The sequence below is a fragment of the Acidovorax sp. NN32 genome (genome assembly GCF_057597245.1).
Map to the genome: position 1 here is coordinate 3,842,388 of NZ_CP199679.1, position 13,201 is coordinate 3,855,588.

Annotated in this window: 15 protein-coding genes; 7 read left to right on the forward strand and 8 right to left on the reverse strand. The window is 64.6% G+C overall.

Annotated features, from left to right (window positions below; all coding sequences use genetic code 11):
• Positions 1 to 51 precede the first annotated feature (51 nt).
• Positions 52 to 528, reverse strand: a complete 477-nt coding sequence (locus ACT89O_RS17685) for a molybdenum cofactor biosynthesis protein MoaE (RefSeq protein ID WP_218300580.1) — start codon at positions 526 to 528, stop codon at positions 52 to 54.
• Positions 529 to 576: 48 nt separating this feature from the next.
• On the reverse strand, positions 577 to 807 hold the full coding sequence (locus ACT89O_RS17690; RefSeq protein ID WP_487256210.1) for a hypothetical protein: 231 nt from the start codon (positions 805 to 807) through the stop codon (positions 577 to 579).
• An 86-nt stretch (positions 808 to 893) separates the two neighbouring features.
• Between ACT89O_RS17690 and ACT89O_RS17695 the strand changes: the two genes are divergently transcribed.
• The 4 genes from ACT89O_RS17695 to dapA all read left to right on the forward strand — a co-directional run bounded on the left by ACT89O_RS17695 (position 894) and on the right by dapA (position 3,660).
• On the forward strand, positions 894 to 1,148 hold the full coding sequence (locus tag ACT89O_RS17695) for a hypothetical protein (RefSeq protein ID WP_055393174.1): 255 nt from the start codon (positions 894 to 896) through the stop codon (positions 1,146 to 1,148).
• A gap of 29 nt (positions 1,149 to 1,177) precedes the next feature.
• The gene (locus tag ACT89O_RS17700) at positions 1,178 to 2,089 is read left to right on the forward strand and encodes a hypothetical protein (protein WP_431149997.1); all 912 of its coding nucleotides are present in this window, start codon (positions 1,178 to 1,180) and stop codon (positions 2,087 to 2,089) included.
• A 60-nt stretch (positions 2,090 to 2,149) separates the two neighbouring features.
• A complete protein-coding gene (locus ACT89O_RS17705; protein WP_487260733.1) occupies positions 2,150 to 2,509 on the forward strand; it encodes a hypothetical protein in 360 nt (119 codons plus the stop codon).
• 272 nt (positions 2,510 to 2,781) lie between these two features.
• A complete protein-coding gene (dapA, locus tag ACT89O_RS17710) occupies positions 2,782 to 3,660 on the forward strand; it encodes a 4-hydroxy-tetrahydrodipicolinate synthase (RefSeq protein ID WP_228899304.1) in 879 nt (292 codons plus the stop codon).
• Positions 3,661 to 3,693: 33 nt separating this feature from the next.
• On the opposite strand, the gene moaD is transcribed toward dapA, so the two are convergent.
• From moaD to ACT89O_RS17740, 6 genes are all read right to left on the reverse strand, one after another.
• Positions 3,694 to 3,945, reverse strand: a complete 252-nt coding sequence (gene moaD / locus ACT89O_RS17715) for a molybdopterin converting factor subunit 1 (RefSeq protein WP_055393166.1) — start codon at positions 3,943 to 3,945, stop codon at positions 3,694 to 3,696.
• Positions 3,942 to 5,207: a molybdopterin molybdotransferase MoeA gene (locus ACT89O_RS17720; RefSeq protein WP_487260734.1), complete on the reverse strand. Its 1,266-nt coding sequence runs from the start codon at positions 5,205 to 5,207 to the stop codon at positions 3,942 to 3,944. The genes moaD and ACT89O_RS17720 overlap by 4 nt, the downstream gene beginning before the upstream one ends.
• Positions 5,192 to 5,761 (reverse strand): molybdopterin-guanine dinucleotide biosynthesis protein B, encoded by a 570-nt coding sequence (gene mobB / locus ACT89O_RS17725; RefSeq protein WP_121420733.1) that lies wholly within the window; start codon positions 5,759 to 5,761, stop codon positions 5,192 to 5,194. The genes ACT89O_RS17720 and mobB overlap by 16 nt, the downstream gene beginning before the upstream one ends.
• A 144-nt stretch (positions 5,762 to 5,905) precedes the next feature.
• On the reverse strand, positions 5,906 to 7,345 hold the full coding sequence (gene thrC / locus ACT89O_RS17730; RefSeq protein WP_055393160.1) for a threonine synthase: 1,440 nt from the start codon (positions 7,343 to 7,345) through the stop codon (positions 5,906 to 5,908).
• Positions 7,345 to 8,679 carry a homoserine dehydrogenase gene (locus ACT89O_RS17735; protein WP_121420735.1) on the reverse strand — a complete coding sequence of 445 codons (1,335 nt, stop codon included), beginning with the start codon at positions 8,677 to 8,679 and terminating at the stop codon, positions 7,345 to 7,347. The genes thrC and ACT89O_RS17735 overlap by 1 nt, the downstream gene beginning before the upstream one ends.
• A 93-nt stretch (positions 8,680 to 8,772) precedes the next feature.
• Entirely contained in the window at positions 8,773 to 10,011 is a 1,239-nt protein-coding gene (locus tag ACT89O_RS17740) for a pyridoxal phosphate-dependent aminotransferase (RefSeq protein ID WP_121420736.1), read from the reverse strand.
• A gap of 149 nt (positions 10,012 to 10,160) precedes the next feature.
• On the opposite strand from ACT89O_RS17740, the gene ACT89O_RS17745 reads away from it, so the two are divergent.
• The 3 genes from ACT89O_RS17745 to ACT89O_RS17755 all read left to right on the forward strand — a co-directional run bounded on the left by ACT89O_RS17745 (position 10,161) and on the right by ACT89O_RS17755 (position 13,201).
• A complete protein-coding gene (locus ACT89O_RS17745; RefSeq protein ID WP_055393291.1) occupies positions 10,161 to 10,532 on the forward strand; it encodes an Mth938-like domain-containing protein in 372 nt (123 codons plus the stop codon).
• 225 nt (positions 10,533 to 10,757) lie between these two features.
• Positions 10,758 to 11,243, forward strand: a complete 486-nt coding sequence (locus ACT89O_RS17750) for a peroxiredoxin (RefSeq protein WP_055393154.1) — start codon at positions 10,758 to 10,760, stop codon at positions 11,241 to 11,243.
• A gap of 191 nt (positions 11,244 to 11,434) precedes the next feature.
• The gene (locus ACT89O_RS17755) at positions 11,435 to 13,201 is read left to right on the forward strand and encodes a PhoH family protein (protein WP_487260735.1); all 1,767 of its coding nucleotides are present in this window, start codon (positions 11,435 to 11,437) and stop codon (positions 13,199 to 13,201) included.

A 13,201-nucleotide genomic window follows, 5' to 3' on the forward strand; every position in this document is an offset into this window, starting at 1 on the left:
CCGGCAGGATGCGTATCCGCAACGCCGCAGGGCGCCCGCTGCAGCGACTGTCTAGGCGTTGTTCGCCACAATGCCCCAGCGCGCCAGCGCCGCGTCGTCAGACACGCGGGCATCCACCCAGCGCGCGCCCTGGGCGGTTTCTTCCTTCTTCCAGAACGGCGCCTGGGTCTTGAGGTAGTCCATCAAGAACTCGCAGGCCTGAAAACTCTGCCCCCGGTGGGCACTGGTCACCGCCACCAGCACGATCTGGTCGAGCGGCTGCAGCAGGCCCACGCGGTGGATCACGCGGGCGCCAAAAATATCGAAGCGCCGAAAGGCCTCGTCCACCATGGCTTCGATGGATTTTTCGGTCATGCCGGGGTAGTGCTCCAGCTCCATGGACGACACCTGGTCGCCCTCGTTGCGATCCCGCACTGTGCCCACAAAGCTGCACACTGCGCCGATGCCTTTGTTTTCGCGGCGCAGCGCAGCGACTTCGGTGGACAGGTCGAAGTCCTCGGTCTGGATGGAAACGCGGGGCAGGGTCATGGCAAAAAACTCTCTACGGGGCGTGTGGAAGTCAGACAAAAAGAGTCTTCAGGGCGAGCGGTGCAACCGGGGCGCGGCCAGCAGGGCACGCTCTTCTTCCACCACCTTGTTCAACTGCGCCAGTGCGGGCGACGGAGGCAACTGGGCCAGCAGGGTCTGCAGGCGCGTGACGTCACCGACGGTGGGCGCGACCTTGATCTGTGCGATGGCGGCGGGCAGGTTGCCGCCCCGGACCAGCGCCAGCACCTTGGTGGGCCATTCACTTTTGTTGCGTGCCATAAATAGGTCAAAAGGTTTGTCTGTACGATTCGCCCGCACTGTACCCGTACTTGCTCGCACCACAGCCACCCCTGCACCTTAAGCCCATGGCCACACAAACGATTCAGACCGCTCATTACAAGCTCTACCCGTCCCCGCGCAATACGGTCCGCAACGTGTTCGAGCACCAGGTGTTCGTGCCCCACCCCTACGCCCTCATCGACCTGGATGTGATGGAGCTGGCGGGCAAAACCACCCTGTTTGGCGCCTGCCGCCTGTCGGACATGAAAATGGGCCAGGTGGTGACCTTTGAGTTGGCGTCAGACCAGGCCAAGTTCGAGCGCCTGTTCACGCCGGACTGAATCAGCAACCCTGCACCGCAACACGCCCCATGGACCTGCAAGAATCCTTCGAGGCGCTCGACTCCCGAGCCCCGGACACCTATGCCCAGGCCGTAGAGGCCTATTGCGACGGCATTTTGCGGCTGCACTGGAACGAGCGCCTCATCAACAAGATCTTTGGCCGGGCACTCCAGTCGCATGCGGCGGGGCGGCTGGTGGTGCAGCACTACCAATGGCAATTGCGGGGGGCCCCCCGGCCCACACTGGCACTGCTGCAGCGGCGCATGCCCGGGGGCGCGCGCACGCTGGCCACGTTCTTTGCAGTGCTGCGCCTTGCCGGTATGGTGGCGGTGGACATTGACCCCGACGACCGCCGGGTGCGCTACCTGGTGCCCACCCCCCGGCTGCTGGACGGCCTGCGCACCTGGGTGCGGCACCACCTGCACTGCGCTGAGGCCCTGGGCGCCCTGCCCCCAGGCCATGCACAGCGACTGGACAGCGATACGGACTACTTTGCCGCCTTTCTGGCCGGGGCCGACCACATCCTGGATCGCCTGGCCGAAACCCGGGGCCGGTTTGGCGGCTGGGACTGGTTTGACCAGCGCGACGGCGGTGGCCGCATTGCCATGCTGCTGTTGCGCGAACACTGCCGGGTGCACCGCCCTGGAGAAGAAGGGTCCACGCCGTTTCCCCTGCGGGCCAGCGAGCTTGCGCAGCGCCTGGGTTTTTCGCACTCGCATGTGCGCAACCTGGTCAATGAAGCCACAGCGCAGGGCCACCTCACCCAGGACGCGCCCCGGGGCCTCGTCGCGCTCACACCCCGCTTTCAGGCGGAGCTGCAAATCTGGCTGCAGCACCTGCTGGGCTGGTTTGCAGAGACAGCGGCCATGGCGCAGCACCACCTGCACGCCCGCTCACAAGCACCCACGCACAATAAGGCCGCTGGTGTGCACAACCCCTGACTGCACCGCTCTGGCGGGCTTTTTTACTGCCCCCGAACCGCGCCCACCACCCAACAAGCCATGTACGACGACAACCAGATCCACGTGCCGCCCTCCTTCATGGCGGTGTACACCGACACCCGAGGGCGCCTGACGGAAAAGGCGGACGGCGTGCGCGCCCGCTACGAACTGTGCGAAGACCTGGCAGGCCACCTGGTGGAGCACGCGCAGACGCTGTACCACGTGCAGGCGCCTTCCGAGACCGAGATCCTGCAGCGCATCCACGCGGGGCTGTGCACGGCCGAATCTGGCGTGGCGGTGGCCGAAGCGACATGGATCGTCACCCGGCTGGCCGAGCTGCTGGTGTGGCAATGCCCCGTGCTGGTGCCGCCGCAGCCTGAATCAGCAGCCAACGGTGCCCAGCCACCGCAGGCAGGCTGACCAACCTTGGGACACGGTGGGCACTTGGCTATACTGCGGCCCATGTCCACGCACACCCCCTTTGCCATGACCGCCGCACCTGCGGTGGCGTTGCAGTGCGTGGGCAAAACCAAAAAACCAGAGCTCATCTGACCGGAGCTGTGGTTCCGTCCGGATGAGCGACGGAACCACCTGGTAGAGAAATTTCCTTTTCTCGTTTCACTCCCCGGCATTCCGCGCGCGCTCCCTCCGGACGGTTCTTCCCCTGGTCGAACCCTGAAAGGACGCTTCGCATGTCTGCCACCGATACCGCTACCTCCCACCAGCCGCTGTTCAGCGGGCTCTGGATCGCCTTGGTCACACCGTTCAAGGACGGCGCCGTGGACCACCCGGCCCTTGCCGCCCTCACCACCCGGCTGCGTGCCGACGGCGTTGCGGGCTTCGTTGCCTGCGGCTCGACCGGTGAGGCCGCAGCCCTCGACAAGGCCGAGCAACTGCAGGTACTGGAGACCGTGCTCAGCGCCGCCCAGGGTTTGCCCGTGGTGATGGGCGTATCGGGCTACCACCAGGGCCAGGTGCTGGAACAGGTGCGGACCCTTGCACACTACCCGGTTGCAGGCCTGCTGGTGTCCGCCCCGCACTACATCCGCCCCTCGCAGGAGGGCCTGCTGCACTGGTTCCGCACCCTGGCCGACGCCAGCGCGGTGCCCCTGCTGATCTACGACATTCCGTACCGCACGGGCGCCACGCTCACCACCGAGACGCTGCTGGCGCTGGCGGCGCATCCGCGCATCCAGGCCATCAAGGACTGCGGCGGCAACACGGCCAAGACGCAGGCCCTGATCGCCGATGGACGGCTGCAGGTGCTGACCGGTGAAGACGCGCAGATCTTCCATACGCTGGCCCTCGGCGGTGCAGGCGCCATCTCTGCCTGTGCACACTGGCAGACGCCGCGTTTTGTGGAGTTGATGGCATTGCTGCGCCTGGGCGACCTGCCTGCAGCCCGCCACTTGTGGCAGGCCTTGCAACCCTGGGTGGAAGCGTGTTTTGCAGAGCCCAACCCTGCCCCGCTCAAGGCCATGCTGGCGCATGCAGGGTGGATGCGCAGCGAACTGCGCGCGCCGATGATGCCGGCCTCGGAGGCGCTGCAGGATCGTTTGAAGGCGCTTTGAGGTGACGTGCCAGAGCGTGCGAGAACGCCCCGGCTAACCGCCCGTCACCGGCGGGAAAAACGCCACCTCGGCCCCATCGGCCAGGGTGGCGGATTCATCGCTCAAGGTCTGGTTGAGCGCCATGCGCACAGCCCGGCCACGCGCGAGGCTGCTGGCATGGGCGCCGCCACGTGCAATGAGCTCATCGCGCAGCGCACCCAGCGTGGTGGCAGCGGTATCGACCGCCTCGCTGCCTTGCCCAATGGCCTCGCGGATGGAGGCAAAGTAGCGCACGGTGACCGTCATGACAAAAGCTCCGAAAAGGCAATGAACCGCACCGTGTCGCCGGATGCAATCGTCTGGCCCGCCGGGTTGTCCACCACACCATCACCCCAGGCGGCCGAAGTGAGCACGCCCGAACTCTGGTTGTGAAACAGATCCAGCCCACCTGCCGCGTTGTGGCGCACGCGCAGAAACTCGCGGCGTTTATCGGCCTTGGGCCAGGTGAAATCAGCGCGAGCAGCTATGGGTTGAGGAGCAACGTCCACCACACCCTGCAGCCGCAGCACAAACGGGCGCACCAGCAGCGCAAAGGTCAGAAAGCTCGACACCGGGTTGCCGGGCAGGCCCATGAAGTGGGCAGCACCACCGTCACGCGGGATCTGGCCATAGGCAAACGGCTTGCCGGGCTTCATGGCGATCTGCCACAGGTCGAGCGTGCCCAGCGACTCGACGGCGGGCTTGATGTGGTCTTCCTCGCCCACACTCACGCCGCCGCTGGTCAGGATCAGGTCGTGTGCGCTGCTGGCTTGGCGCAGGGCGTCGATGGTGGCGTCGCGCCGGTCGGGCACGATGCCAAAGTCCGTCACCTCGCAGCCCAGGCGCAGCAGCATGGCGCGCAGGAAGAAGCGGTTGCTGTTGTAAATGGCACCAGGGCGCATTTGCTCAGGCGGCACCTCGCCGGGCATGACCAGTTCATCGCCCGTGGAGAACAGCGCCACGCGGGGGCGGCGGGCCACCTGCAGTTCGTGCAAGCCGATGCTGGCGGCCAGGCCCAGCTCGGCCGGGGTCAGGCGTGTGCCGGCCGACAGCACCACGGCACCACGGGTGATGTCCTCGCCCGCGCGGCGGATCCACTGGCCCTGTGGGGGCACGGCGTTGATGCGCACCAGGCCCAGGCCGTCGCCCGTGGCGAGGGCTTCGCAGTCTTCCTGCATCAGGATGGCATCCGCCCCCTCGGGCACTGGCGCGCCAGTGAAGATGCGAGCGGCGGTGCCCGGCATGAGCGGATCACCCGCGCTGCCCGCAGCAATGCGCTGCGAAACAGGCAAGGTGATCGGCAGCGCCACACCCACGGCCGCCACATCGGCGCAGCGCACGGCGTAGCCGTCCATGGAGCTGTTGTCCTGCGGCGGCACCTGCAGGGCCGAAACACAGTTTTGCGCCAGCACGCGGCCGTCCGCGTCAAACGTGGTAACCGTCTCGGTCCCTGGCAACGGTGTGGCCTTGGCCAACAGGTCGGCCAGCGCCTCGTCGAGCGGCTTCAGGGGCTTCATTGGGGGGCGCATGGCACCAGGCCTCCGTGCAGATCCCAGTTGTACTCAAAGCGGTGTTCGTATTGGAGCAGCCAGTCCACCACCTGCGCCGGGCTGTTGAGGTCCAGCAGGGGCAACTGGGTGGGCACAGGCAGGCCCTGCGGTGCATCGGTGGCCACGGCGACCACAAAATCGTCTTCGGGGTAGCGCACAGGCTTGGCCACCTGGCCGGGTTCGGGGGCACGCCAGACCTCGATCTTGAGCAGGTCGCTGTCCTTGAAGCCCTCCACCAGCACCCAGTCCACGCCCTGGTACAGCTCGGCCAGCAGGTGGTGCACGCTGAGCGTGGCGGGCTGCTCGAACTCGCGCACCAGCATCAGGCGCTTGTCCGATGCCGCGACCACCTCGAAGGCCCCTGCCTCGCGGTGGCGGTAGGTGTCCTTGCCCGGGTGGTCGATGTCGAAACTATGGTGGGCATGTTTGACCACCGACACGCGCAACCCCCGCAGCCGCAGCTCGGGGATCAACTGCTCGACCAGCGTGGTCTTGCCACTGCCGGAAAAACCGGCAAAACCGACAACCTTCATCCACTGCTCCTTGGTTAGCTATTGTATTTATAGCTGCTAACGCTTACCAGACAAGCGCCAGGGGCATTTTTAGTTCAAACCCAGTATCCTGAGCCGCTCCCGCATCCGCATCCGCAGCGACAGAGCGGCTACGGATTGCCCACCCTAGAGGGCGGGCGTGCAGTGGCGCTCGATGTATTGCTTGACCAACTGCACGTTGGCAGGCATCACCTGCACGCGCTTGGGCAGGTCTTCGATGCCCGCGAACTTGGCGGGCCGCTCGGGCGCATGGCCCAGGGCTTCGACGATGGTCTCGGCAAACTTGATGGGCAGCGCGGTCTCCAGCACGATCATGGGCACCTTGGGGTCCTGGTGGTGTTCGCGCGCCACCTTCACGCCGTCGGCCGTGTGGGTGTCGATGGTGACGCCGTGGCGCTCGAAGTTGTCCTTGATGGTGGCCAGGCGGTCGGCGTGGGTGCTCTTGCCGCTTTCAAAACCGTACTTGGTGGCGGCTTCGGCAAACAGCGGTTCGGCGCTCAAGTCAAACCGGCCATAGGCGGGCAGCGCTTTGGCAAACAACGCGTTGGTGCGCTGGCCGTTGCGGCCCAGCAGGTCAAAAATGAACCGCTCGAAGTTGCTCGCCTTGCTGATGTCCATCGAGGGGCTCGATGTCTCGTGCGTGTCGGCAGCCGCGCGCACGCGGTAGGCGCCAGTGCGGAAGAACTCGTCGAGCACGTCGTTCTCGTTCGTGGCCACCACCAGCTTGTCAATGGGCAGGCCCATCATGCGCGCCACATGGCCTGCACACACGTTGCCAAAGTTGCCGCTGGGCACCGTGAAGCTGACCTTCTGGTCGTTGGTCTCGGTGGCCTGGATGTAGCCCGCGAAGTAGTACACCACCTGTGCCAGCAGGCGCGCCCAGTTGATGGAGTTGACGGTGCCAATCTTGTACTTGCGCTTGAAGGCCAGGTCGTTGCTGACGGCCTTGACGATGTCCTGGCAGTCGTCGAACACGCCTTCGATGGCGATGTTGTGGATGTTCTCGTCCTGCAGGCTGAACATTTGCGCCTGCTGGAACGCGCTCATTCGGCCGTGCGGGCTGGTCATGAAGACGCGCACGCCCTTTTTGCCGCGCATGGCGTACTCGGCCGCGCTGCCGGTGTCGCCGCTGGTGGCGCCCAGGATGTTGAGTTCTTCACCGCGGCGGTTCAGTTCGTATTCGAACAGGTTGCCCAGCAATTGCATCGCCATGTCCTTGAAGGCCAGCGTGGGGCCGTTGGACAGGGCTTCGAGCCACAGGCCGTCTTCGAGGTGGCGCAGGGGCACGATCTCGCCCGTGCCAAACACCTCGGCGGTGTACGTCTTGGCGCACAGGGCCTTCAGATCAGCGGCGGGGATGTCATCGATGTAGAGCGACAGGATCTGGAACGCCAGCTCGGCGTAGCCTTGCTCGTGGTAAGCCTTGCGCAGCTTTGTCAGCATCGCGTCGCTGACCTGCGGGTAGTGCTCGGGCAGGTACAGGCCGCCATCGGGCGCCAGGCCTTCGAGCAGGATGTCGCAGAAATGCTTGCGGTCGGCGTGGCCGCGTGTGGAGATGTACAGCATCAGTTCAGTTCCTCCTTGCGGATGCGCGTGATGGGCGCCAGCACCGTGGGCAGGGCCTGCATCTGGGCGATCACGGCGTCCATGGTGCCTTCGCGGGTGTCGTGGGTCAGGATGATCAGGTCCGTTTGCGTAGATCCTTCACCACCGACTTCGTCAGCCTCACGCTGCAATACTGCGTCGATGCTCACACCGGCCTCGGCCAACAGGCCGGTGACCTTGGCCAGCACACCGGCCTGGTCGGCCACGCGCAGGCGCAGGTAGTAGCTGGTGACCACTTCGCTCATCGGCAGCACGGGCAGCGTGTCCATGGCATCGGCCAGCGTGTTGGCCTGGAAGGCCAGGTGCGGCACGCGGTGCTCAGGGTCGGCCGTGTGCAGGCGCGCGATATCCACCAGGTCGGCAATGACGGCGCTGGCGGTGGGCTCGCTGCCCGCACCCTTGCCGTAGTACAGCGTGGTGCCCACGGCGTCGCCCTGCACCACCACGGCGTTCATGGCGCCTTCGACGTTGGCGATCAGGCGCTTGGAGGGCACGAGGCTCGGGTGAACGCGCAGTTCGATGCCCTTGTCCGCGCGCTTCGTGATGCCCAGCAGCTTGATGCGGTAGCCCAGTTGCTCGGCGTACTTGATGTCGGCCGCGCCGAGCTTGGTGATGCCTTCGACATAGGCCTTGTCAAACTGCACGGGGATGCCAAACGCAATGGCACTCATCAGCGTGACCTTGTGCGCGGCGTCCACGCCTTCGATGTCGAAGGTGGGGTCGGCCTCGGCGTAGCCCAGGCGCTGTGCTTCCTTGAGCACCACATCAAAGTCCAGCCCCTTGCTGCGCATCTCGGACAGGATGAAATTGGTGGTGCCGTTGATGATGCCGGCGATCCACTGGATGCGGTTGGCGGTGAGGCCTTCGCGCAGCGCCTTGATGATGGGGATGCCCCCCGCCACGGCTGCCTCAAAGGCCACCATCACGCCCTTGGCCGATGCAGCCGCGAAGATCTCGGTGCCGTGCACGGCCAGCAGCGCCTTGTTGGCGGTGACCACGTGCTTGCCAGCGGCGATGGCTTCGAGCACGAGCGCGCGGGCGATGCCATAGCCACCAATCAGCTCGATGACGATGTCGATGTCGGGGTTGGCAATGATGGCGCGGGCGTCATTGACGACCTGGATGTCAGCACCCACTACCGCTTTGGCGCGCTCCACGTCAAGATCGGCCACCATGGTGATCTCAATGCCACGGCCAGCGCGGCGGCTGATCTCGTCCTGGTTGCGCGCGAGCACGTTGAACACGCCGCTGCCGACGGTGCCGATGCCCAGAAGGCCTACTTGGATGGGTTTCATGGGATTTTTGTCAGTCAAAATGGGCTCTGGCGCTTATCCATCAAGCGCTAGCAGCTATGAAAAAATGAGTTTCTGCACCACTCAATGTGCAAGTTACGCAGCCGCCGCCATTTGTACGCGCTTGCGGTATTGCTCCAGGAAGCGCGCCACGCGGCCGATGGCGTCGCGCAGATCGTCTTCGTGTGGCAGGAACACGATGCGGAAATGGTCCGGCGCCGCCCAGTTGAAGCCTGTGCCCTGCACCAGCATGACCTTGGTCTCCTGCAGCAGCTCCAGGAAGAACTGCTGGTCGTCCTCGATGGGATACACGGCAGGGTCGAGGCGCGGAAACATGTAGAGCGCCGCCTGGGGCTTCACGCAGGTCACGCCCGGGATGGCCGTGATCAGCTCGTACGCCAGATCACGTTGCTTGCGCAGGCGGCCGCCCTCGCCCACCAGCTCGTTGATGCTCTGGTAGCCGCCAAGCGCGGTCTGCACCGCCCACTGGCCGGGCACGTTGGCGCACAGGCGCATGTTCGAGAGCATGTTCAGGCCCTCGATGTAGTCCTTGGCGGGCTTCTTGTCGCCCGACACCACCATCCAGCCCGCGCGGTAGCCACACGAGCGGTAGCTCTTGGACAGCGAATTGAAGGTGAGTGTGAGCACATCCTCGCTCAGCGAGCCAATGGCCGTGTGCTTGGCGCCGTCGTACAGCACCTTGTCATACACCTCGTCGGCAAAGATGACCAGGCCATGCTCGCGTGCAATGGCGACGATGCCCTTGAGCAATTCGTCCGAATACAGAGCGCCCGTCGGGTTGTTGGGGTTGATGACCACGATTCCCTTGGTGCGGGGCGTGATCTTGGCGCGGATATCCTGAAGGTTGGGCATCCAGCCATTGGCTTCATCGCACACATAGTGCACGGGCGTGCCGCCCGACAGGCTGGCGGCGGCGGTCCACAGGGGGTAGTCGGGCGAAGGCAGCAGCAGCTCGTCGCCGTTGTCCAGCAGCGCATTGGTGGCCATCACGATCAGCTCGCTGGCGCCGTTGCCCAAGTAGATGTCGTCCAGCATCACACCCTTGATGCCCTGCTTTTGGGTCTCGTGCATGACGGCCTTGCGCGCCGCAAAGATACCCTTGCTGTCCGAGTAACCCGCCGAGTTGGGCAGGTTGCGGATCATGTCCAGCTGAATCTCTTCCGGCGCATCAAAACCGAACACCGCCAGGTTGCCGATGTTGAGCTTGATGATCTTGTGGCCGTCTTCCTCCATCTGCTTGGCCGCGTCCATGATGGGCCCCCGGATGTCATAGCAGACGTTGGCGAGCTTGGCGGATTTTTGGACGGTTTTCATGCGCTGACGGTGGTGCAGTGGGGTCAGGTGGCGGCCAGAGCGGCTGGCACCTTGGCGAAACCTATAATTTGACCACAGATCACAAGCGCGCCCGGGCCCTGCGCCGGGCCTACCCGCAGCGCCACCGCCTGCAACCGACGCCAACACCCATGAAATTCCAGCCCGACCGCTCGAACGCACAAACCATCAGCGGCTACGGCCCCGGCTGGATCGGCGTGGATGCCGAGAAGATCACGCACAGCGTCATCATCGGCTCGTCGGGGCTGCGCCAGGCCTGGCCCTGCACGCGCTTTGAAGACCTGACCCCCGAACACTTCGCGCAATTGGCAGCCCTGGAGACAGAGCTGGTCATTTTTGGCAGCGGCACACGCAACCGGTTCCCGCCACCGGCGTGGCTGGCGCCGCTCATCGCCCGCCGGCTGGGGCTGGAAACCATGGACACCCCCGCCGCCTGCCGCACGTACAACATTCTGGCCAGTGAAGGGCGCAACGTGGTGGCAGCACTGATTCTGGAAGCCTGAGCTGCAGGCCCGCAACCGCCGCGGCAAGCTGCAAATCCGGCGCTTGCACCTATGCAAGGCCTTGCCTAAATGCCCGCCACTGCGGGCCGGACACACTGTCTTACATTTGGCCGAAGAGTGAATTCGGGGTAAAATCGCCGGTTGCGGTCGGGGGCACCACCAAGAGCAATAACACACTAGCTCCCCCGGCTTACCAACGACTACATCCTGAGAGATTGAAGTGATATGGCGATCGTTGTCAACAAACCCCTCCCTGAATTTGAAGCCAACGCTACCGGTGGACTCAAGGTCTCCAACACCTCCCACCTTGGCCAAATTCTGGTTCTCTACTTCTATCCCAAGGACAACACGCCTGGCTGCACTACGGAGGCCATGCAGTTTCGCGACAAGTACAAGGACTTCGTGAAGGCAGGCGCTGCCGTGTTCGGCGTGTCCCGCGACAACATGAAGTCGCACGACGAATTCAAGGAAAAGCTGGAACTGCCCTTCGAACTCATCGCCGACACCGAAGAAAAGATGTGCCACATGTTCGGTGTGGTCAAGAACAAGATCATGTACGGCAAGAAGGTCAAGGGCATTGAGCGCAGCACCTTCCTGATCGGCCCCGATGGCCTGCTGGTGCAAGAGTGGCGCGGCCTCAAGGTTCCCGGCCACGTGGACGAGGTCCTGAAAGCCGTCAAATCCATCAAGGCCCTGAAAAAGGCCGCCTGATCTGCACATTGGGGCATCGGCGCGACACCCCGCTTGTTTTGCCCAGGCAAGACATCCGGAGTAGGCATAATGGTTTTATGCCCCTGGTTATCGCAACGCTTGCCCTCCTCCAAAAAGCCGCCTTGGCCTCCAGGCGGCTTTTTGCTTTCTGACCCACCCGTTACCCCTTTACCGACCGAGGCCCTGCCACCATGCCCCTGCCCCCCGCCCCCAGCCGGCGCGCTGCACTCCTCGCGCCAGAAGCCTTTGAAGTCGCAGCCCGCCCCCGCGTAGCTACCACCTCGGCGAACGAAGCCGTTGCTACGCCCCAGCGCACCGCCACCGCTACAGCCCCCACCCGCGCCGGACGCAAGGCAGACAGCGTGGCCTCGTCGCTGGCAGCGCCTGACACAGCTCCATTGGTCCAGATTGAGACCCGAGCACGCACACCCCAATCCTCCGCCGCCCCCGTGGCCCGAAGCACCGGCACGCGCAAGGCACGCAGCACCGACACACCTGCCGCCGTCACCGCCAGCACCACCCCGGCCACCGCGACCACCACACGCACCCGCAAATCCGCACCGCAAGGTCCGACCAAGCTCTTTGTGCTGGACACCAACGTGCTCCTGCATGACCCAACCAGCCTCTTCCGCTTTGAAGAGCACGACATCTTCCTACCAATGATCGTGCTGGAAGAACTGGACGGCCACAAGAAGGGCATGACCGAAGTGGCCCGCAATGGCCGCCAAGCCAGCCGCACCCTGGATGCGCTGGCTGCCGCCCAGGGCGCCGACATGGCCAAGGGCCTCAAGCTCGACTCCACAGGCCAGCGTGCTGCGGGTGGCCACCTGTTCTTCCAGACGGTGCCACTGGATTACAGCCTGCCCACCAGCCTGCCCCCGGGCAAAGCCGACAACCAGATCCTGGGCGTGGTCGAAGCCCTGCGCAAGCTGCACGCACCGCGCGAAGTGGTGCTGGTCTCCAAAGACATCAACATGCGCGTCAAAGCCCGCGCGCTGGGCCTGACTGCCGAGGACTACCAGAACGACAAGACGCTGGAAGATGGCGACCTGCTCTACGCTGGCGTGCTGGCCCTGCCCCCCGACTTCTGGGCCAAGAGCGGCAAGAACGTGGAAAGCTGGCAAAGCGGCGCCCACACCTATTACCGCATTGGCGGCCCCATCGTGCCGCAGCTGATGATCAATCAGTTCGTGTACTTCGAAGCCCCCGGCGAGCCCAGCCTGTTTGCGCGCGTGAGCGAAATCCGCGAGAAAACAGCGGTACTACAGACCCTGAAGGACTACGGTTCGGCCAAAAATGCCGTGTGGGGCGTGACCACGCGCAACCGCGAACAGAACTACGCCATGAACCTGCTCATGGACCCCGAGATCGACTTCGTGACCCTGACCGGCACGGCCGGCACCGGCAAGACCCTGCTCGCCCTGGCTGCAGGCCTGACCCAGGTGCTGGACGATCGCCGCTACACCGAGATCATCATGACCCGCGCCACGGTGAGCGTGGGCGAGGACATCGGCTTTTTGCCCGGCACCGAAGAAGAAAAGATGGGCCCCTGGATGGGCGCGCTGGACGACAACCTGGAGTTTTTGGCCAAGGGCGACGGCGGCAATGCTGGCGAGTGGGGCCGCGCTGCCACCAACGAGCTGATCCGCAGCCGCATCAAGATCAAGAGCATGAACTTCATGCGCGGGCGCACCTTCCTGAACAAGTATGTGATCATAGATGAGGCGCAGAACCTGACGCCCAAGCAAATGAAGACGCTGATCACCCGCGCCGGTCCCGGCACCAAGATCATCTGCATGGGCAACCTCGCGCAGATCGACACGCCGTACCTGACCGAAGGGTCCTCCGGGCTTACCTACGCCGTGGACCGCTTCAAGGGCTGGCCGCACAGCGGGCACATCACGCTGGCGCGCGGCGAACGCTCGCGCTTGGCAGATTTCGCCAGCGAGGTACTCTGA